Raw genomic sequence first — 21497 nt, forward strand, 5'->3', positions numbered from 1 at the left:
CTGAAAGTTAACTACTCGTTTTAGCTATTTTCGCATATAAGACCAAGAGTAAATAGCGTGAAGCGTCTAATAGTGTAAAAAAATTACACAATTAGACCTGTTTAACACTTTATATAAAGGAGGGGCGAAAATAAAACTTAACGGCTTGACAGCATCTTTAGCACATAAAGCATAAATTCAGACTTTAATTGCCAGTGCTATGAGTGCTTGTGGCTTGATTGTAATAGCGCTTGTACGGCGTGGTAACGTGCTGGTAGTTCACGGTTGCGTTTATAAACCAAGTAAAGGGGCTCAGTCACGGCAGAATGCGGGCGATGGACATACAGCAGTTCTTTATCTGCAAAGCTATCAAATGCGCTTTTTGGGAGTACGGTAAACCCCAGTCCTTGAGAGATTGGCACAAGGATTTGGCTTAGCTGATTGACATAGCTTGTGGTAGGTAAAGTCTCAATATTGAGCTCTGAAAACTCAGGATTTGCGCATTGGTCAAAATAACGTGATAGGTAGTGCGCAGCGTCAGGGTGCGCTACAACACCACATTGCAATAGGCATTGAGTATCAACGACTGTATTTTGATACTGTTTTGGCATGATAAGACAAAGGGGCTCATGGCCTATCGCTTCATAATGGAACTCACTTACGCTAGGGATTTGAGTGACCACGCCTATGTCGACAGCTCCTTCGGTTATATCTTTAAGTATTTTATAGTTTGGCGCCGCTTCGATATAGGTCGATAGTGCAGGGTGTTGCTGTTGTAGGGTTAGCAACTTGGGATAATATAACAGCGCTAAAGCACCTGAGCACGATAGACGGCATTGTCCTGAATAGGGATCATCAAAATCTAGGCTTTCTAGCAACTCATCTTCTTGAGCCGCCACTTTTCGCGCATATTCGTAGACCTGACGCCCTTGTTCGGTAATTTCAAACTGCTTATTAATACGTTTGATAAGGGAATGGCCACAAGCTTGCTCAAGCTTTTTGATCTGCTGACTGACACCAGGCTGAGTCATGTACAATTTCTCAGCCGTTTGAGTAAAATGGCCAATATCTATCAGTGTTTTAAATGTTTTTAACCAAATGGGATTGAGCATAAAGATCTCCGACCTTGATGTATATTTTGCGTTGAGCTTGGCTTGGTGCGCCGAACACTAATTGTCAATTGAATATAGTTGCTTGAATGTAGCTAATAGAATGCTAATCATTAACCGAGTGAATAGTAGATAGGCGACCGCTATGTTAGTTGGCTAAGTACAAACTAATGATAACGTAATATTATTAAAATTATGAAGTGTAATCATTTTAAATTTTTAACTGAGTCTTTAGCTGTATAAGAGTTTGTAGTTTGTAGCTGTAGCTGTAGCTCTAGCACTAGTTTGAATTTATTGATTGAGGCTCGGCTATAATCGCAAGCGCTGTAATGAAAGATTTCAGTGCGACACTCTAACAAGCGTGCTAGCTAGGATTAGTTTAGTTATCTAGGTAGTTATTTAGGTAGTTATTTAGGTAGTTATCAATTTAGTTATCTGGTTAGTCGCATGCAGGTGCTGTTATTGCGTAGCGTTTCTGCCTCGATTGAGCCGATACGTTATTTGCGCTGAGATAATCATCAGAGCTGTTTTTTAGGAGCTAAATGCGCCTTTTTAGGAATGACTATTAAGCCTAACTAGCTGAGCATAGGGTATTTAAACTTTACTATTATTCTTGGTCATGACGCAAATAACCCATGTACATTTTGATCCTAGCGAGCACTCTCATCGCCGATATAACCCATTAACATCTCAGTGGGTGTTACTCGCTCCTCATCGTGCAAAGCGTCCTTGGCAAGGACAGGTTGAAGCGCCAGCTCTCTCAGCGTCCCCAAGTCATGATCCTCACTGTTTTTTATGTGCAGGTAATATTCGAGTTAACGGCGAAACCAATCCTGACTATCAATCCACTTTCGTGTTTAAAAATGACTTCTCAGCTTTAGTGCCCGATACGCCGCAAGCGAGTGTTGATGATCCGCTATTTAAATTTAGCACCGAGCGAGGCGAAAGCAGAGTTATCTGTTTTTCCCCCGATCATTCTAAAACACTAGCTTTGTTATCTGTACCGGAAATTGAGCGGGTCATTAATACATGGCGTGAGCAAACTGCTGACCTTGGGCAAGACTATGCTTGGGTACAGGTTTTTGAAAATAAAGGTGCTGCGATGGGTTGCTCTAACCCGCATCCTCATGGACAAGTGTGGGCGCAGCAACAGCTCCCCAGTTTAGTAGAGACAAAACAGCGAAATTTATTGGAGTATGAGAAGCAGTACGGCAGTAACTTATTAGCTGATTACGTCGAGAAAGAGTTAACGCGGCAAGAGCGGATTGTGGTGAGTAATGATGACTGGCTGGTGGTGGTGCCGTATTGGGCGGGTTGGCCCTTTGAAACCTTGGTATTACCTCGGTTTAATATTCAGCGTATGACAGAGCTAAACGACACTACGCAAGCCTCGTTAGCGGAGATCTTAAAGCTGTTAACAACCTGCTACGACAATCTATTTCAGTGTTCATTTCCTTACTCTATGGGGTGGCAGGGCGCACCATTTGATGGCTGTGAACATACAGAATGGCGCCTGCATGCTCACTTTTATCCGCCATTACTTAGAAGCGCTAGCGTTAAAAAGTTTATGGTTGGCTATGAGTTATTGGCTGAAACTCAGCGTGATATCACCCCAGAGCAGGCGGCAATGCGACTACGGCATGCAAGTGGGGCCCACTACACGTTGGATTGCAATTAATGCTAAGCAGCCAAGCAGCCAAATAAAGAAATAGGTAAATAGGTAAATAGGTAAATAGAGAAGTAAGTAAATCGATATTAAGTTAACGCGGCTTATACTGATTGCAATTTTTGTCGTACACAAAGCCACTTGCAGCCAATTTTTGCTCTAGTAGTTCACTTGCAATATCAAGATCATAAAACAGCGCCTGGCGGTCTTTGCAGTTTAAACGTAGGTGCTCATTAGCAATGCCGACTAAGATCTCGCCAGGTAGCGTATCGAGTTTATCACTGTTCATCTATTTACCTTAAGCACATATGCTCACAAGTTAAGGGGCAACAATTTAGGGTCATAGCAAAAGTATGTGCCGTTAATGGCAGATTTTCCAATACAGATATAGAGTGAGGGGTCTTCGACAAAATGAGGCAAAAAAAAGCAAGCCTTAATAAGGCTTGCGAAAGTGATACAGGTGAGGAACAGATTACATAATGTTCCATCAAGCTTAAGTGTTTATTAATTAACGTAGCGTTTCCCCACGATTAATTGTGATTAATCTATCGAGGATGTGCTCACCATCCATTCGAATCCCATTGTGTTCATATTCTGAAGTCAGCCAATACTTAAGGTTACCGATTTTCACAGCGGTTTCTAGGCTGTACTGCATCTCTACAAACATATCTTCACTATAAATAGCAGCGGTAACGGGGACTTGATTATTTGCAAGTGTGTCGGCTTGGTAAATGGTTGGCCAATCCTGTTTTTGTGCCAGAAGCTTCGATGCTTGTTGCAGGGGTTTTAGGTTATTAAACTGCTCAAACATCCATGGGTAGATCATCTCGCCAGTAAATAAGAAAGGCTTTTCGCTGCTGTAGTTGAACTCAGGGTACTCAGCTCTCACTCGGTGAGCGGCCCAGTTAGACGCAGTTTGTTGGCAATAGATAGACTCATGTAGCAGTGCAAATATTGGATTGGTGTTGTAATCAAGCAACTGACAAAAATGCGCGAGGAACAGCGGATTAACTTGTGTACCCGATGCCGTTTCTATCAACGCCTGCTCTAGCAGGTAATAGATGCTCTCAGGGCCTTGCTCCATGCCAATATTGATCCCGAGCAGCTGCAACATCTCGACAGTAAGGCGCTCGCCAGTGGCTAAGGTTACTGGGTTTGCTTGGATATGACTGGCTAGGTTTTTAATCAAGTCTTGTGCATCGCTAAAGCGCTTAAAAAAGTCTTGGTTTTTTGCAAGTACCCGTTTGTAGGTCGCTTGATAAACCTCATCTGGACTGCGAGTCAGTGACGGAATGCCACCCGTGATATAGGCTTCAGTTAAGCCTTCAGGCGCATCATTTAAGTACTTAAGTACACAAAAACCACCAAAGCTTTGTCCTAGAATGGTCCACTTCTCATTATCGGTGAGCCGTTTACGGATAGACTCAGCATCGCGAATGATATTATCGGCTCTAAAGTGGGTCAGGTATTCGGCTTGTTCGCTGGCAGACAGATGCGCCAAACTGGCATAGCTTACTGGCGTTGAAAGGCCTGTACCTCGTTGGTCGAGAAGCAACACGCGGTACTCTTTAAGAGCCCGCTTGATCCAGCCACCATTCGCCGCGGGGCGCACGGCGCCAAACCCAGGTCCGCCTTGAAAGAAAACAATAAAAGGTAAGGCTTTACCCTGATTGTCTGGACTTGAGAGCTCACGGGCAAATATTGAAATTTGCTCGCCATCAGGTTCTTGATAGTTAAGTGGTAAACGAAATTGATGTTTACGGGCAATCATGCCTGCAAAAGTGAGTTGGGCTGAACATTCAGAAGTCATCGAGTCGACCTTTTATAAAGAGTTCTTGTTAGGTTATAACTTAGGATTGCTATGTCAGTTTTGCACTGAACTGACAGCGAACGAGTGTTGACGATTGTATACCAAAAAATATGACCAATGCAGTGTTTATCCCGCAGGAAAGATAAAGCGACAAACGGAGTTAGGATGGGGCAAAAATTTAATGCAGATTTTGTGAGCGTTAGAGCAAAATATCCTAATAATAGATAGTCGAAAAGCCCAACATGGCGTAATCTTTATTCATTCACAGCGAAACATAGAGCCTTAGGTGATTATCGATGAAGTATCAGTTAATACCCGTCACCCCATTTCAGCAAAATTGTAGTTTAATCTGGTGCGAGCAAACAATGAAAGCGGCTGTGGTCGATCCCGGTGGTAATATTGAACGTATTCTAGAGGAAGCAGCTAAAAACAAAGTGGTGGTGGAAAAAGTATTACTGACTCATGGTCATATTGATCATGTTGGTGCGGCAAAATTATTAGCGGATCAACTGAATGTGCCTATTATTGGCCCTCATAAGGCTGACGACTACTGGCTCGACAGTTTGCCGAAACAAAGTCAGCACTTTGGGTTTGTACATTGTGACGCCTTTGCACCGACACAATATCTTGAAGAAGGTGACCAGGTTAGCGTGGGTCAGCAAGTACTCAATGTGATCCATTGCCCGGGTCATACTCCAGGACATGTGGTGTTTTTTGCTAAAGACAGTAAAACAGCTTGGGTCGGTGACGTTTTGTTTAGAGGCTCTATCGGCAGAACCGATTTTCCATTATCAAACCATCAAGATTTAATTGAGTCGATAACGACAAAGCTTTGGCCTTTGGGTAATGATGTGCAGTTTATTCCTGGCCATGGTCCATTATCGACGTTTGGGGATGAACGAGTACAAAACCCATTTGTTGCCGATCAATTATTTGACTAACGGTAGCATCAATTTGTTGTTTGCGTGAGTCAGTTCTACTTTGCAATCGCTCTAATATCACCGAGTTGAAAAGTGCCTTTAGGCGCTTTTTTATTGGCTATTTCATCCAGACTACAGCCAAGGCCTAAGGCATAAGCCATATTTTGAATATTTTATATTGGTCTGTTTGTTTACCTTGTAGCAGCGTGAAATTAGTTTTTTTACTACAAAACTGGGCTTTTTGTGCACTTTATCGGCAAGTAAGCCGGATAATTGGCGCTAGATCGTGTTTTTTTACATATAAAAAAGGTAATTTAGATCACCTGATAGTAACTCACTTGCTGTAAGTGGGTTAACGGTAAAGAGGTAAGCTATGGAAAATCGTTGGCAGATTGCTATTTCAGCAGGATTACTTGCAGCTATTTGGGCCGGTGTGGCAGATGTACTACATCTTGTTACCTGGATAGGTTTTCTAAGCTGTAGCACCTTCTTTGCCCAGACTCATGCCGGCGTAAAAGGCATGTTGATGGCGATGGCTACCAATCTTTCTGGGGTTTTCTGGGGCTGGTTAATTATTTCAGGGAGCAGCTTCTTTGTCTCGCCATTACTGGGTTACACCTTAACGGGGATCGCAACGGCAGCAATGTGCTTGCAGGCTAGCCATCAAAAACTGGCATTTATCCCCGGCGCATTTATTGGCTGTTGTATCACTTTTGCCATGGGTGCCGATATTGCTGCCATCATTCCGCCATTACTATTGGGCGCGGTACTCGGTTACTGCATGAGTTTACTTACTGGCCAATTGATCAGTTTAACCAAGAAAATGCAGGGTAGTGTCACAGCTGAGGCCAATGAGTCTTAACAAACAGTCTGCTTTACGGTACATCAATAAATATAATAATAGTAACCTCTATGGTTCGGTGAAGAGCCGGACCGTACTTGAGGGTGGCTTTGGCCAAGGGAAGATAGAATGAAACAGATTAATTTCCGTAAGATTGACGCTCTGTTGATCAAATTAAGTCTAAATGGCAAATTTTGGCTACTTTGTACTATGGTGACACTGCTCAGTGCCACCGTCGCATTAACAAACTATCATCACAGTAAGCAGTTTATCGAATCCACCTCATTGGCACGCGCACAATCAAGCATTGATGCTTATGCCAATATCGCTAATGCAGAACAACTTACAGGCAGTTCGCTGAGCAAATTTGCACAAAAAGCGGGAATTGAAGTTAGCAATGCGCTATCGACTTCACGCCATGGTGATATGCTTTTAGTCAGTGCACAAGTGGGTAGCAGCGCGCTAAGTCAACAAGTGCATGTAGGGAGCTGGGAGAAGCAGGCACTTTCACAAGCTAATCTAATGCTACTTCTGGCCTTTGTTGGGCTACTGCCCTTGTATCTTTTGAGTTATTGGGTGTCGACATCATTAGGTGGCGGGCTATGGGATATGTACATGGCGATTAAGCGACTTGCTGATGGTGACTTAACCCATAGACTTCACTTTTTCGGTAAAGATGATTTCAGCCTTATCGCCCGTGAAATTGATAGAAGTGCCGATAACATGAGTGAAATGGTGCAGGCGATTTCAAGCAATGTTCAAACCCTGAATAATGCAGCTGACGAGTTTACCCAGCAAGCGAGTCGCAGTGAAGAGTTGACGCATTTTCAGCATCAGTTTTTAGATACTGTAGCTGTAGCCATGTCGCAGATGACGGCTGCGGTGGAGGAGGTGTCTCATAGTGCATCTAATACCTCTGAGCAAACTCAGCAAAATGCGGCGCAAGCGGCTAATAGTCAAACTCAAATCGCTGAAGCGGTAACCCGTATAGGCGTGCTGACGAGCAAAATTTCTGAAGCATCGGCGTCAGTAGAGGACTTAAACCATGCAGCAACAGAAATTGGTGCAATGGTGACTACGATTAACGGCATTTCTGAGCAAACTAACTTACTGGCGTTAAATGCAGCCATTGAAGCTGCTCGTGCAGGTGAGCAAGGTAGAGGTTTTGCCGTTGTTGCAGATGAAGTTCGCACGTTAGCGAGCCGCACACAGCAAGCAACGGTTGAGATCCAGTCTATGATTGAGGGCTTGCAAATGGGCACGGGTAAGCTGTCAGACATTACAAATGAGATCGTCTCACAAGCTGACAAAGGTCGTGTAGCTATCGAATCAGTAGGCCATGACGTTGACAGTATGGCCAGTTCAATCAGTATTGTGTTTGATATGAGTTCACAAATTGCTGCATCGTCAGAAGAGCAAAGTGCAGCCTCTCGTGAGATCTCAACACAACTGAATGATATTCGCGGTCAAGCGGAAATAATTAAAGAAACCGCGCAAAGCTCGGTGAGTTCGGCCAGCAGCTTAGCGAGTTCATCAAAAGGACTTGAACAGATTTTAGGTCAATATACTTTGGTAAAAAATTAAGCTAACTCCTTTATTTTAATCATAAAAAAGCCAGCAGATTGCTGGCTTTTTTGTGAGGAACCAATTTGGTTTTTAACTAAAGGTGCTCCAGATTGGCGCGTGATCTGACGGTTTTTCGATACCGCGTAGATCATAATCCACATCTGATTCAGTTAGGCGTTGAGCCAAAGATTTCGTTGCCAAGACCACATCGATACGTAGGCCGCGATTATCGACAAAGCCTTTACTGCGATAATCGAACCAAGAGTAGCGCTCGCTGCGAGTCGGGTGAAGTTCACGGAAAGTATCGACTAGACCCCAATCCATCAGTGTTTTTAGCCACTCACGTTCCTCTGGCTGGAAACTACATTTCCCCGTTTTTAACCAGCGTTTAGCATTCGGCTCACCAATACCAATATCGAGATCGACAGGAGAGATGTTGATATCGCCAATAATAGCAATGTCTTCATCTGCATTGTGATACTCATTAAGGTACAGCATTAAATCTTTGTAGAACTTACGCTTAGCTGGGTACTTAGTCTCATGGCTGATGTTATCGCCTTGAGGAAAGTAGCCGTTGAGCACTGTGAGTGGACGACCATTTTCCTGCACAAAGGTACCCATTATCATACGACGCTGGGCGTCTTCTTCATCAGTAGGGAAACCTTTTTGAACCTTTGTTGGCTCTGCTTTTGATAGCATAGCTACACCATAATGGGCTTTGCCGCCATGGTAATGGACGTGATAGCCCATAGCCTCTACATCGGCCAAAGGAAACGCTTCATCGTGCACTTTTGTCTCTTGCAGGCCGATAATGTCGGGCTGATGAGTGTCGATGAGTGCTTGAAGTTGGTGTAATCTAGCTCGCAATCCATTGATATTAAATGAAACAATCTTCACTTGTCAGTCCTTTTTATTTACGGCAATACAAGTTTGTATGGCTTAACGATAACGCTTTCATACACACCTGCAGCAATATATGGGTCAGCATCGGCCCAGCACTGTGCATCTTCAAGTGAAGCAAAGTCAGCGACAACCAGCGAACCTGTGAAGCCTGCTTCACCCGGATTCTCACTGTCAATGGCTGGGTGTGGACCGGCAATCAACAGACGACCTTCGTCAGCAAGAAGCTGCAGGCGAGCTAAATGGTCTGCACGGACAGATAAACGTTTTTCTAGACTATTTTCAATATCTTGCGATGAAATCATGTACCACATTATTTGAGTTCCTTACGATCTTCTTCAGACATGTTTTTAAACAGATAGAGGACGGTTAACACAGTATTGATAAGTGTTAGCGCAGTCAAACCGAATACCTTGAAGTTAACCCAGGTTTCTTGTGACAGACTAAAAGCAACATAGATGTTAACCAGGCCAAAAATGACAAAAAAGCTAACCCAATACCAGGTTACATGCGCCCATATTTTATCTTCTACAACCAATTCTTTTCCGAGCATACTCTTTAAAATTGGCTTATTCATTACCTGGCTTACACCCAGTGCGATGGCAAACAAGGCATAGACTATAGTGACTTTCCATTTGATAAATGAATCATCGTGCAAAATAAGTGTTAGCGAGCCAAATACCGTTACCATGACAAAAGTAATAAGATGCATTTTTTCAAGCTTCTTATATAGCATGTAACTGATGATAAGTTGTAGCGCAGTTGCCGCGATTAACGCGCCACTGGCAACGTAGATGTCGAAAAATTTATAAACAGCAAAAAAGATAATAAGAGGTAAGAAGTCGAGCAACTGTTTCATAGGGGCGTGTCAGTTTAAAAATTAATAAAAGTGAGGCTGAGTGTAGCATGCAAGCTTGCGAGGAAAAAGTGATAGCCGATAGCTTAAGTAAGCTTGAGCAACCGGGTTATAAGCTCTGTGAAGTGGTTAATATTAAGAACAATCTTGTCAACAGCTATTTACAATAATGCTAAGGTTATTTCGAGTTGAAGTTACCGCTGAAAATTTTGAATAATTCTATTGGCAATCTATTAGATTAAGGTTAAAGCTGTATCGGAACTTTATTTTAGGAAGAATGCTTTTTGCTCTTGAGTAATGTAGCCTAGATTGTCACCTTAAGCTCAAAGTTACACAAAGGAATGTATATGAAATTAATTGGATGCACGGTGCTATTACTGTTATTTCCGCAAATGAGTTACGCCAAAATGGGCAACGAGAATCGCATTTATGGGGAAGTTTTGCAGACTGAGATTTCCATGGATACGCCGAAAACCTGGCATCGAGAAGAAGTTAATGCACCGAACTATCCAATAGAATTTGCTCGAGCTAGAGTTCAAGGTTGCACCGTTTTGTCATTTGATATTACTGAAAATGGAACGACTGAAAATGTTGAAGTAGTAAGCTCAATTCCGAATAAGCACTTGGGTAAGTATTCTAAAAAACTGATTAAACGTTGGCGTTGGCAACAGATAGAACCGCAGCAAACGGCGATAGCTGAAAAGCGGGTGTTAAGATTCGATTATTGTCTTGGGGTTGAATCGGCTGAGGACTCTGCAGCGCAGTGTCAGCGTCAAGTGAAATTGAATTGTGGCTAAACTTACCCTATGCCGCAATAAACGTCACCCTAACTCAAGGTTAGGGTGACGGCATATTAACAAATTAAGCGATTATTTACGCATTAAGCCTTGATAGGTTTGACTTAAGCTAACCATTTCAACCGAAGGCACAATCACTTTATCTTCTAGTAGTAGATCTGCAACACTTTGATCGAACGAGCGATAATGTAGCTTGGTTTCAACACTATATTCCGCCACGCCAGTAGGCAGAGTAAACGGGTAGTTAACTGTTTTCGAGCCTTTGGCTGGAATCGTATTTTGTACTGAGAAGTTGGCGACCCTCCAAGGTTTATGTTCAGGCTTACCGTGAACATCTACAGAGGTGTCTTGAAAAACCACTGTACCTTCCGGTAATGCATTGTCTGCCGTTAATGAACCAGAACGCATGATCTCCTTACCGTTTACATCACGCACAATCACTTCTAGCCAGATCTGGCGAATAAAGGTGAGACTAGTCGGTAAGTCATGGCCTGCACGGCGATTGTGCACCGTCACTTCAAGTACTGGGGAAGTCACGGTTCCTGTGACTTTAGCATCTAAAGCTGCGGCTGTTTTTAAACGCTTAATTGCTTCATTTGCGTGAGCCTGGCCATTTTCAACACCCAGTAATGGAGCCAGCACAGCGTTACCACCAACAAAACCATGGTCGTGCACTAAGCTTCTAATCGGCCCACCAGATGCGGCTTTACCACCTAAACGGTGATCCACAAGCTTGTTTGCAGGCAGCATTTCATCAGCCACGCGCATGGCGGTTTCCACTGGCACCATATGGCAATCCTGACATTGGATGTCGGCAGCAGCGTAGGCTGACTTTTTCCATTCATCATAAGTATGTTCTAGCGCAAAGTTATCGTGAACAGGGTTGAACACATTATGACAATTGGCACAAAACTCTGATTTAGTATGCAGCTCAGAATACTCGGCTTTGTGGCCACGAGGCTTAGCGTCGTCAAATGGACCGCGTTTAACTTTGTCATTGGCGATAGCTAATGACGCATTACCGTGCTCACCCATGGCTGTGTGGGACATGTTGGTATCAACGACGCTATGACAGACTTCACAAGATACGCCTTGATTAGCAATTGCTTGGGTCGTGAAACCGCCAAACTTACCGGATTCAGATTTAAACTCAACGGTTTGGGTTACGGTACCTAGCACTGTGTGGCAACCACCGCATAGATTTTTGGCTGCCCCATTGGTTTCTTTTTCCCCCATCGCCCATTCAGCTTGAAACACAGGGTCGATAAAGGCAATGGAGTGCATAGAGCCTTGCCAGCCTTTCCACTGCCGAGGGTGGCAGCCTTTGCAGCTTTTAGCGTCGCGCCATTGTTTTAACTCCGGCTTTTTATCACCTTCAACACTCAGATATGAAGGTGCAAATTCCATCTCTTTTTCGGCATGAGCTAGCAAGGGCATAGTACTCAGTAGCACTAATGCTAGGTATGTCTTTTTCATTTTTATATTTACTCTATAACAAGGGTAATGATTTGATGGCTCAACCTCGCTTAACTGATGAGGACGTTGAACCTGGTAAGAACCATTAATGGCGTAACAATAATAAGTGATTTATAGCGCTGGAACTGTCGATGTGAACATGTAAAGTGGTTGAAATAGCTGGTATTTGTTGAGTGTGTTCAAAAAAATGTATAAATGGGTTTACTTAATTAGTCGAATCGTTTTTTTGATTTTATAAGGAGTAAAAGGCCTATTTAATATGCGTGTAAATGGTTGCGGCTAAATGAAGCGGATAACCGATGTTTCTCTGTTAATGCTTAATATAAAAGTGTGGGTTTTTAAGTCGGTTTAGGCGCTTGAGTTGGAGTAAATGACTAAAAACCGGATTAAAGTCACCTTTACTGGATAAACTCAAGTATCATATGCCCATGAAAGATGAAAATACCACAGACATTAAATTGGTTGACTTGCACAGCCACACGACCGCATCCGATGGTCAATTAACCCCATCAGAATTAATAGCACGCGCGATAAGTAAAGGCGTGCATATGTTTGCCATTACCGATCACGATACGACAGAGGGCTTGAAAGAAGCCCATGACTTTAATCAGTCTCATGAAACCCCATTAGAGCTGATTAACGGTGTTGAGATCTCAACCCGTTGGAATAATTTTGATATTCATATCGTTGCACTCAATGTAGATATCGATAATGTCGAGTTGGCCGCATTTTTATTTAACCAACGTGAGTTACGATCAACACGGGCCCAAGAGATTGGTGAGCGTTTAGCCAAGGCGGGTATTGAAGGCGCTTATGAAGGCGCAAAAGCTTATGCGGGTGATGCGGCGATTAGTCGTGGCCATTATGCTCGTTGGCTCGCTGAAAAAGGTTATGCGACTAACACTGCCAATGTATTTAAAAAATATTTAGCGCGCGGTAAAACGGGCTATGTACCTAATAATTGGGGTGATATGGCCAGCGCGATTGAGATAATTCATCAAGCGGGTGGGGTATCGGTATTGGCACACCCGAGCGGTTATAAGTTGTCGGCTAAATGGCTTAAGCGTTTAGTACGTGAATATAAAGAAGCCGGTGGTGATGCGATTGAAGTGGTGCTTGGACAGCAGACTATAGATGATCGCAACAATCTCATTTCGCTCAGCATTCAAAATGGGCTGGCATGCTCGTTAGGCAGTGATTTTCATTTTCCAGGTAGTTGGATTGAAATCGGAAAAAATATGTACCAACCCCAAGGCGTGAACTGGGTTTGGCAATCAGAGAAATGGAAGGTAGTACAATGAGTCAGTTTTTTTATATGCATGAGGAAAACCCTCAAACCCGCTTAATTAGCCAAGCAGTGAATGTGATAAAAAGCGGTGGTGTGATTGTGTACCCAACCGATTCTGGCTATGCATTAGGTTGCTTAATTGGCGATAAAAACGCGATGAGCAAAATTGCGCGTATCAGGCAGATTGAAAATGATCATAATTTTTCGCTAATGTGCCGCGATCAATCAGAGCTGGCAACTTATGCTCGCGTTGATAATCAAGCCTATCGATTACTTAAACAAAATACACCAGGACCTTATACGTTTATCTTTATGGCGTCAAAAGAAGTGCCTAAGCGTCTTCAAAACCCAAAGAAGAAGACAATTGGTATTCGCGTTCCTAATAATGTGATCGCACTCGCGCTGCTTGAAGCGTTAGGTGAGCCATTAATGTCAACCAGCTTAATTTTGCCAGGACAAGAGTTTACAGAGTCTGATCCTGAGCATATTCGCGACATCCTAGAACATCAGGTCGACTTGATTATTCACGGTGGCTACTTAGGTGAAAAGCCGACGACGGTCATCGACTTGTCAGAGGGTGAAATAGAGGTGGTTCGTGAAGGTGCTGGCGACGTAACGCCATTCCTTTAGTTTGACGGCCGTTGTTGCCGTTATTAATAGAAAGCATTAATAGCTGTACTGATAACGGCCTATAGCTTTAATCAACATATATTGATCCCCAAGTCACTTCTCGCTATTGTCTGAAACGAGCAGCTTGAGCTAGCTTAGGTATACAGGTATAATCGCGCGTCTGCGAAAATATAGAGGGTTTACGGATGGAGGGCGTTCAGCAAAAATTGCCTTTAGCCGTTGTTCGAGGCCAGCCGTTCAAGGTGATGCCAAAAGACCTCTTTATTCCACCAGAGGCGTTAGAGGTCTTTCTCGAGTCTTTTGAAGGGCCATTAGATCTTCTGCTTTATTTAATCCGCAAACAAAAACTTGATGTTGTAGATTTACCGGTTTTCTCTATTACGCAACAGTACCTTGAGTACGTTAATTTGCTGCAGGGAGCTCGTGTGGAGCTGGCGGCAGATTATCTTGTCATGGCAGCAACCTTAGCTGAGATTAAGTCTCGCTTATTGCTACCAAGGCCTGAAGTTGAGCATGAAGATGAAGAAGATCCTCGGGCCCAGTTGATCCGTCAATTGAAAGCCTATGAAGTGATCAAAGATGCGCAGGAAAAGCTGGATGAATTGCCTAGAATGGAGCGCGATTTATTTCAGGCAAAAGCGGTTCCTGCCGCCAACATCAAGCCTGAGTTACTGCCTCCAGAGGTCTCACTGACTGAGATTGCCAGAGCATTTTCATCAGTATTAAAGCGTATTGAAGCGACAGAAAGCCACCATGTCGTGCGAGAAGTGTTATCGACTCGCGAACGTATGGCACAGATTTTAGCGAAACTTAATGCTGAAACCTATTTACCATTCGAAGCGCTGTTTGATTTTGAAGAGGGGCGCAGCGGTGTGGTCGTGAGTTTCCTAGCGTTAATGGAATTAGTTAAAGAGTTGCTGGTTGAGCTTGTGCAAGCTGAGCCATTTTCAACGATACATGTTAGGGCGTACTGATTGTCTCAGATAAATCCAGACCAGCTTAAGCAGTTAATTGAGGCCAGCCTATTTGTGTTGGCTAAGCCGATGACAATTAAAGCATTGAAAGAGACTGTATTGTCTCAATTTAATGTGTCACGGGTAAAAATTAAGGCATGTATCGATGAGTTACAGCTCGATTATGAGAATCGAGGTGTACAATTAGTAAAAGTAGCGGGAGGATATCGATTTCAGACATTGGCTGAGTTGAGTCCATTTTTACAACCGCTATGGCAAGAAAAAGCGCCGAAATATTCGCGTGCGACATTAGAAACGTTGGCGGTCATTGCTTACCGTCAACCCGTCACCCGAGGTGACATTGAGTTTGTCCGTGGGGTTGCTGTTAGCAGCCACATTATAAAAAGTTTAAACGATAGAAATTGGATTAAAGTTGTAGGACATAAAGAGGTGCCGGGAAGACCCGCGCTTTATGCAACGACGGTCGAGTTTCTAGCTTATTTCGGCTTAGACAGTATTGTGGAACTTCCACCTTTGTCAGATGCCGAATCATTGGCCGCACTTTTTTCATCGGAAAAAATCGTGGCCGAAAATACAGAAGAGTCTACTAATGAGTGAAAAATTGCAGAAAGTCTTGGCCCGTGCAGGCCATGGCTCCCGTCGTGAGATGGAGGCATGGATTGCTGCAGGTCGAGTTAGTGTTGACGGTGAAATTGCAAGCCTAGGTGATCGCGTTGAAACTGACGCTAAAATCCGTATCGATGGCCGTACAGTTTCTATTCGTGCTGAAGCAGATGTGGTTTGTCGAGTCATCGCCTACCATAAGCCTGAAGGTGAGATCTGTAGTCGTAAAGACCCAGAAGGTCGCCCAACGGTATTTGATCGTTTACCAAAAACTCGCGATTCACGCTGGGTTGCAGTAGGACGATTGGATATTAACACTTCAGGTCTATTGTTGTTTACCTCTGACGGTGAATTGGCAAACCGCCTGATGCACCCATCAAATGAAGTCGAGCGTGAATACGCTGTGCGTACGTTTGGTGAAGTGACCGATGGCTGTATTCAGCGTTTACGTATGGGCGTGACGCTAGAAGATGGCCCAGCTAACTTTGATAAAGTTAAAGCTGCTGGTGGCGAAGGCATGAACAAGTGGTGGCACGTTAGCTTAGCTGAAGGCCGTAACCGCGAAGTTCGACGCCTTTGGGAGTCACAAGAAGTTCAGGTGAGTCGTTTGATCCGTATTCGTTACGGTATGATTGAACTACCTAAAGCCCTGCCACGTGGTGGTTGGATTGAACTGCCAATTGAAGAAGTGAACTACTTACGCAAAACGGCTGGTATGGATGAAGAAACCCGTACATTACTAGGTACTGACAAGCACAGTGTTGCGCGTAACAAAGTACGTAGTGCTAAGATTAAGCGTGCTGTACACAAGCATAAAGTGGCTTCAGGTAAGCCCAAGCCTACGCGTCAGCGTAGCTAACTCTTATCTTAAGACGGGAGACTGTCTGAATAAAAAAGGCCGCTAATTTAGCGGCCTTTCTGTTGCTATCTTTTTGTGTCTATCCTGTGGTGCCGATAGTGTTTTGTTTCTATCGTGCCAGTATGGCGATGTTTCTCTTACTGAGCGTTAAGTTGCTGGCCGTTGATCTCTTTAGCGTCATCACCCATTAAATACAGGTAAGTGGCCATGATGTCATCTGGTGCTTTTAGGGTTTGTGGGTTCTCTGCAGGGAATGCATTTGCACGCATACCCGTGCGAGTAGCACCAGGATTGATGCTGTTAACACGCACATTAGTGCCTTCATACTCATGTGCTAAAGACTGCATCATGCCCTCTGTTGCGAATTTAGAGATAGCATATTCGCCCCAGTAGGCACGGCCTTGGCGACCAACACTGCTAGAAGTAAATACGAGTGATGCGCTGGTTGATTTACGCATAACAGGCAGCAGGGCCTTAGTCAGCATGATCTCTGCAATGACGTTCACTTGCATCACTTCATTTACGGTGCTCATTGTTATGTGTTCAAACGGACCTAAAACACCCAGTACACTGGCATTATGTAGTAACCCATCTAGCTTACCGAACTGCTCATCGATGGTGTCAGCCATATCTTTATAGTTTTGTTCTGTAGCACCTTTCAGATCGAGGGGAACAATGGCGGGTGTAGGGTAGCCCGCTTGTTCAATGTGGTCATATACGGCTTCTAGTTTTTTAACTGTCTTGCCTAATAAAATCACCGTTGCGCCGTGCTTTGCAAAAGCGATCGCCGCGGCCTTGCCAATACCGTCTCCTGCCCCAGTCACTAAGATGGTTTTGTCTTTTAGTAAATCTTTTACTGCTTGATATTCCAACATGAGTTAATACTTCCTCAGAGCTCAAACGCCCGTCACTTCTAGAGTCGCTGATATGATAAACAGCCGTTTAAAACATACGATTAATTTTTGCCCGCTTAATTGGTGTTCGATTGTGACAAAAATGTAGCTAAGTCAATAATTTTACGTTAACTTGAATTCAGTTAAGGACTAACAATAAGTCCTCTTGGTCATACATTATTTACTATTGTGACCAATTTCGAAGTGAAAACAAAATTATTACAACAAGATTTGGGGAAAAAAGATGAAAAAACTCTTTTTGGGCGTAGCAATAACCTCTGCATTGGGGCTCACCGCGTGTAGCGAAGATACTTATGATGAATTAGTGGACAAAACTGAGCCTTTGGTCCCTCAGTCTGTTATGGTTTTTGATCCGGCTGATGGCCAACTCCCACTGCCAAACGATTTACTGTTTAATGGCACAATGGATGGCACTATCAATATTCCCAAAAGTGATGATCCAGATGCGCCAAGTGAAGAGAATGGTGATTATACTGATCCCCAAATTGCATTAGGTGCACTCGATGGTTGGTCGACGACATCACCAATTACTATCGATGTTATGCCAGCAACAGATAACGATGGCGCAGTGTTGACGATTGATGCCGCATCCGTTGCTCAGCCGGGTGCTGTTCGCGTATTTGAAGCAACCGTTGGCGGCGCACTGTCATCGGATCCTGAATGTAGCGGCGCACCTTCTGTCTCGGCCTGTAAAGTGGGCGATGAATTACAATTTGGCGTTGATTACGTTTCCCAAGCCTCAGGCAATAAAGTGGCTATTATCCCTCTTAAGCCACTAAAAGCTGGTCAGTCATATATTTATGCAACTACAACGCTTATTCAAGATTCCGCTGGGCGTCCAATTGCGCCGTCTGCCACTTACGGTTTATTAAAACTTGATATTGAAACTAAGCCATTAGAAACCCCTGACCAGCTGTTTTTACAAACTCTAGTTAACAGTTACGAAAAAGGTATGGCTGCAGCAGGTGGTCCGAATTCTGAAGAGGTGACTTACTCGGGACTATTTACGACGCAGTCAGTGGCTGATGTTTATGAGACCACCAAATTATTGATGGTTGACCCAAGAGAGGGCAACCCATACGCGCCCAAATTAACTGCAATGCCTGCTCCGGTTGTTATGGGCGGTAATGTGATTACAGTTGCCCAAGCCGCAGGTTTAACACCAGCAGATGGCCTTGCTTATGTGGTTTCAGATCTAGCTGATGTTTATAAGGCTGAAATTCAAGTGCCTATTTATGGCGACTGCTCTTCGGTTGCGTGTTTGGATGCAGATCTGAATCCTTTAATAAACGGCCACTGGAAAGCGCAAGGCGATAGCCCTGTTTCAGTGCTATTGGCGTTAGAAGCTCAAACGCTAAGCCAAGCCAATTATTTTGCCCAAGCAGAAGCTCAAGGCGTTGATGCGGTTGCAGCTTTGACCAATCCTGCGTTGCTTGCAGGTAAAACCTGGTTGTTAGATGATGGTACTCCTGCAGATCCAGCTAAGCATCTTACTAAGTTCAACCCAATCCCAGCGATTAAGGGATATGAGAAAGTTGCTGTACAAATAACCTTACCTAACGCGACTAAGCTTGCCGGTTTTTATCAGCAACAAGGCTTACCGTTTACGCCGCCGACTAACGGCTGGCCTACAACGATTGCTATGCATGGTTTAGGCGGCGGTAAAGAGATGGCTCTTGCTTATGCAGGTACTTACGCTGCATCAGGTATCGCGACTATATCAATTGATATGCCACTGCATGGTGCGCGCTCATTTGACGCCGATGGTGATGGCATTTATGAAGTATCAGCAACGGATCCAAGCTATGGCGCTGTTGTCGGTACACCCGATGCCTTTAAAAACGGTAATCCCCTGGCTTTTGTTAACATTGCGAGCACCTTGACTGTGCGTGATAATTTCCGCCAAGCAACGGTTGACCATTTAGCATTGCGTGCGGCACTAACAGGTTTATATCTAGGTCTTGCTCAAGCCCAGCAGCCTCAGGTTTTTGATATCAGCAAAATCAGTGCTCAGGGCTTAAGTTTAGGTGGCATCGTTGGTACAACGTTCTCCAACTATGCATCTACTGGTCTAAGAGATCCTGCAAGTGGCACTGAGTTGCCAAATGCTTATGTTGTTAATGCAGCATCTTTAGTGGCTCCTGCGGGTGGCCTAGCTGGTGCGTTTGCAGGCTCAGCAACCTTTGGTCCTGTACTATTTGACACCATAGTCGCTACAGAGTCATTCCAGGCTCTTGTTGATGAAGCCAATGTTAATGATGCACAAGAGGGCAGTGATGAATACAATGCGATTGTCGCAGCGGTTTACGCTGAGTTTATTCCAACCTTTGCGTTCGCAGTCCAAACAGCATTTGATAGCGCGGATCCGATTAACCACGCAACATCACTTGCAGGCACACAGCTACCTGTTCACTTAATCGAAGTGGTTGGCGATGGTAGCAATAAACCGGATCAGGTATTGCCAAATACGGTTGAGGGTTTCCCACTATCAGGTACTGAGCCTTTGATTGCGAATCTTGGTCTTAAGTGTATTGATAGAACAGAAGCTGGCTCAGGTGCGGTGCGCTTTAGTAAAGGCCACCATAGCTCAATTGTTAGCCCTGATGAGATTGATGGCGTAACAGATGGCATGGCGGCTCAAGCGACAGTTGAAATGCAGCAAGAAGTGGCAGCATTTGCGCTAACAGCAGGTAAAGGCTCTGCAACGATATTAGTGCAAGACAGCAGTGTGATCCAAAGCTGCCCGTAGGCTAGATTAGCTAGCGCATATTGCCGATTTTGTGCAAAAAAAGACCCAGCGAAAGCTGGGTTTTTTATTGGCATGTTTTATTGCCAAATAGGCTGGTAGAATAGCTCGCAATTGAAGAGATAGAATTGGTTTAGCTGGAGAATATTTTGGAATTTCTGTACGAGTACGGTTTGTTTTTGGCTAAGGCTGTCACTATCGTAGTGGCTATTTTGGCTGTCGTGATTGTAGTGCTGGCCTCAACGATTAAGCACAAGGCTGATAAGGGTGAACTTAAGCTAACGAATTTAAGTGATAACCTAAAGCTGTTGAAGCATGACTTGAAAGAAGAGTTGCTATCTAAGAAAGCATTTAAAGCTTATGAAAAGCAGTTAAAAGCTGACGAGAAAGCCAAAGAAAAAGAACAAAAAGATAACGTCGAAGAAACTGAACCTAAGGTTTTCGTTGTTGATTTTAAAGGCAGCATCGACGCGGGTGAAGTTGCGTCATTGCGAGAAGAGATCAGTGCCATTCTCGCTATTGCAGATAAAGGCGATGAAGTGATTGTTAATGTCGAAAGCGGCGGTGGTATGGTTCATGGCTATGGTTTAGCCTCAAGCCAGCTTGACCGTTTACGACAAGCTGAGATCCCATTAAGTATTTGTGTTGATAAAGTCGCTGCTAGTGGTGGTTATATGATGGCTTGTGTAGCGAATAAGATTTACTCTGCGCCGTTTGCTATTGTTGGCTCAATTGGTGTGGTTGCTCAGGTGCCTAACTTTAATCGTTTATTGAAAAAGCACGATATTGATTATGAGCAGCATACTGCTGGCGACTTTAAGCGCACCTTAACCATCTTTGGCGAAAATACCGATGAAGGCCGTGAAAAGTTCCAAAAAGAGCTAGAAGAGACCCATGTACTCTTTAAAGAGTTCATTGCGAAATATCGTCCAGACCTAGATATTGCAAAGGTTGCTACAGGTGAGCACTGGTATGGTCAACAAGCGATTGAACTAGGCTTAGTTGATGAGATCTCAACCAGTGATGATGTGATCATGAATCTGGCAAAAGAGCGCACCGTTATTAAGGTGCGTTATCAGCTTAAGAAGACGCTGTCAGATAAGATTGCCCATGGTGCATCATTGTCATTTAACGCAATTTTTAATCAGTTTGCAGAGAAAAACCAACCGATTAAGTAATTGAGCCTCGGTTTTACCACCAGAAAAAAACCTGCACTTTGCAGGTTTTTTTATGCTTAGAATTAACAGGGTTAATTAGCTATGCCATTACACTAAAACCATAACTCGTTATTGGACAAAAGTTTGTCGGCGCTTGTCGCTGAGCTAAATCTAAAGCCAAATCAATCAAACTTCGTTTGATAAAGGTCGTGAGCTTCCAGCTCACACACGGGCAAAAGGGGGACAACAGCTTCCCCCTCTTGCATCACCCGAGCCGCCCCTACGAAGTTACATGCATTAGATACGGGCCTCATACTTATGGATAAATAGCTAACGCTTCCGATGGGGCATCCTGCCCCGCGAAAGCTACGCCGACATCCCTGTCGGCATCACGCGATTTATTCCA

Annotated in this window: 20 protein-coding genes; 12 read left to right on the plus strand and 8 right to left on the minus strand. The window is 44.0% G+C overall.

Annotated features, from left to right (window positions below; genetic code table 11):
• Nucleotides 1–197 precede the first annotated feature (197 nt).
• The gene (locus ACVBIK_RS12335) at nt 198–1091 is read right to left on the minus strand and encodes a LysR family transcriptional regulator (RefSeq protein ID WP_447162051.1); all 894 of its coding nucleotides are present in this window, start codon (nt 1089–1091) and stop codon (nt 198–200) included.
• A 616-nt stretch (nt 1092–1707) separates the two neighbouring features.
• Here ACVBIK_RS12335 and ACVBIK_RS12340 point away from each other — a divergent pair.
• Complete coding sequence (locus tag ACVBIK_RS12340) at nt 1708–2766, plus strand: UDP-glucose--hexose-1-phosphate uridylyltransferase (protein WP_447169796.1); 1059 nt, start codon at nt 1708–1710, stop codon at nt 2764–2766.
• Between the two features lie 82 nt (nt 2767–2848).
• On the opposite strand, the gene ACVBIK_RS12345 is transcribed toward ACVBIK_RS12340, so the two are convergent.
• Entirely contained in the window at nt 2849–3043 is a 195-nt protein-coding gene (locus ACVBIK_RS12345) for a DUF4250 domain-containing protein (RefSeq protein WP_447162053.1), read from the minus strand.
• Nucleotides 3044–3262: 219 nt separating this feature from the next.
• A complete protein-coding gene (locus ACVBIK_RS12350; protein ID WP_447164138.1) occupies nt 3263–4564 on the minus strand; it encodes an alpha/beta fold hydrolase in 1302 nt (433 codons plus the stop codon).
• Between the two features lie 296 nt (nt 4565–4860).
• Between ACVBIK_RS12350 and ACVBIK_RS12355 the strand changes: the two genes are divergently transcribed.
• From ACVBIK_RS12355 to ACVBIK_RS12365, 3 genes are all read left to right on the plus strand, one after another.
• Nucleotides 4861–5505 carry an MBL fold metallo-hydrolase gene (locus ACVBIK_RS12355; protein WP_447162055.1) on the plus strand — a complete coding sequence of 215 codons (645 nt, stop codon included), beginning with the start codon at nt 4861–4863 and terminating at the stop codon, nt 5503–5505.
• Between the two features lie 352 nt (nt 5506–5857).
• On the plus strand, nt 5858–6346 hold the full coding sequence (locus ACVBIK_RS12360) for a DUF1097 domain-containing protein (RefSeq protein WP_447162056.1): 489 nt from the start codon (nt 5858–5860) through the stop codon (nt 6344–6346).
• Nucleotides 6347–6454: 108 nt separating this feature from the next.
• Entirely contained in the window at nt 6455–7909 is a 1455-nt protein-coding gene (locus ACVBIK_RS12365; RefSeq protein ID WP_447164139.1) for a methyl-accepting chemotaxis protein, read from the plus strand.
• 72 nt (nt 7910–7981) lie between these two features.
• Here ACVBIK_RS12365 and xthA read toward each other — a convergent pair whose 3' ends face one another.
• From xthA to ACVBIK_RS12380, 3 genes are read right to left on the minus strand one after another with little or no spacing between them, the layout of a single operon-like run.
• Nucleotides 7982–8788, minus strand: a complete 807-nt coding sequence (gene xthA / locus ACVBIK_RS12370) for an exodeoxyribonuclease III (RefSeq protein ID WP_447162058.1) — start codon at nt 8786–8788, stop codon at nt 7982–7984.
• Between the two features lie 17 nt (nt 8789–8805).
• Nucleotides 8806–9105, minus strand: coding sequence for a YciI family protein (locus ACVBIK_RS12375; RefSeq protein ID WP_447162059.1), 300 nt, complete (start codon nt 9103–9105; stop codon nt 8806–8808).
• Nucleotides 9105–9650 (minus strand): septation protein A, encoded by a 546-nt coding sequence (locus ACVBIK_RS12380; protein ID WP_447169797.1) that lies wholly within the window; start codon nt 9648–9650, stop codon nt 9105–9107. The genes ACVBIK_RS12375 and ACVBIK_RS12380 overlap by 1 nt, the downstream gene beginning before the upstream one ends.
• A gap of 344 nt (nt 9651–9994) precedes the next feature.
• Between ACVBIK_RS12380 and ACVBIK_RS12385 the strand changes: the two genes are divergently transcribed.
• Complete coding sequence (locus tag ACVBIK_RS12385) at nt 9995–10444, plus strand: energy transducer TonB (protein WP_447164142.1); 450 nt, start codon at nt 9995–9997, stop codon at nt 10442–10444.
• A 72-nt stretch (nt 10445–10516) separates the two neighbouring features.
• Here ACVBIK_RS12385 and ACVBIK_RS12390 read toward each other — a convergent pair whose 3' ends face one another.
• Nucleotides 10517–11920, minus strand: coding sequence for a multiheme c-type cytochrome (locus ACVBIK_RS12390; protein ID WP_447164143.1), 1404 nt, complete (start codon nt 11918–11920; stop codon nt 10517–10519).
• Nucleotides 11921–12342: 422 nt separating this feature from the next.
• On the opposite strand from ACVBIK_RS12390, the gene rnm reads away from it, so the two are divergent.
• From rnm to rluB, 5 genes are all read left to right on the plus strand, one after another.
• Nucleotides 12343–13221 (plus strand): RNase RNM, encoded by an 879-nt coding sequence (gene rnm, locus ACVBIK_RS12395; RefSeq protein WP_447164144.1) that lies wholly within the window; start codon nt 12343–12345, stop codon nt 13219–13221.
• Nucleotides 13218–13838, plus strand: coding sequence for an L-threonylcarbamoyladenylate synthase (locus ACVBIK_RS12400; protein ID WP_447162064.1), 621 nt, complete (start codon nt 13218–13220; stop codon nt 13836–13838). Before rnm ends, ACVBIK_RS12400 begins: the two co-directional genes overlap by 4 nt.
• 185 nt (nt 13839–14023) lie before the next feature.
• Complete coding sequence (locus tag ACVBIK_RS12405; RefSeq protein WP_447162065.1) at nt 14024–14812, plus strand: segregation and condensation protein A; 789 nt, start codon at nt 14024–14026, stop codon at nt 14810–14812.
• A complete protein-coding gene (scpB, locus tag ACVBIK_RS12410; RefSeq protein ID WP_447162066.1) occupies nt 14813–15409 on the plus strand; it encodes an SMC-Scp complex subunit ScpB in 597 nt (198 codons plus the stop codon). It begins immediately after the preceding gene.
• Nucleotides 15402–16274, plus strand: coding sequence for a 23S rRNA pseudouridine(2605) synthase RluB (gene rluB, locus ACVBIK_RS12415; protein WP_447162067.1), 873 nt, complete (start codon nt 15402–15404; stop codon nt 16272–16274). Before scpB ends, rluB begins: the two co-directional genes overlap by 8 nt.
• Before the next feature lie 137 nt (nt 16275–16411).
• Here rluB and ACVBIK_RS12420 read toward each other — a convergent pair whose 3' ends face one another.
• The gene (locus tag ACVBIK_RS12420) at nt 16412–17149 is read right to left on the minus strand and encodes a YciK family oxidoreductase (RefSeq protein WP_447162068.1); all 738 of its coding nucleotides are present in this window, start codon (nt 17147–17149) and stop codon (nt 16412–16414) included.
• Nucleotides 17150–17411: 262 nt separating this feature from the next.
• On the opposite strand from ACVBIK_RS12420, the gene ACVBIK_RS12425 reads away from it, so the two are divergent.
• Together ACVBIK_RS12425 and sohB are read left to right on the plus strand one after the other, a co-directional pair.
• On the plus strand, nt 17412–19937 hold the full coding sequence (locus ACVBIK_RS12425) for a VolA/Pla-1 family phospholipase (protein ID WP_447164145.1): 2526 nt from the start codon (nt 17412–17414) through the stop codon (nt 19935–19937).
• A 146-nt stretch (nt 19938–20083) separates the two neighbouring features.
• Nucleotides 20084–21112 carry a protease SohB gene (gene sohB, locus ACVBIK_RS12430; protein WP_447169798.1) on the plus strand — a complete coding sequence of 343 codons (1029 nt, stop codon included), beginning with the start codon at nt 20084–20086 and terminating at the stop codon, nt 21110–21112.
• Nucleotides 21113–21497: the final 385 nt, after the last annotated feature.

It is taken from the genome of Shewanella sp. 125m-1 (assembly GCF_052977065.1).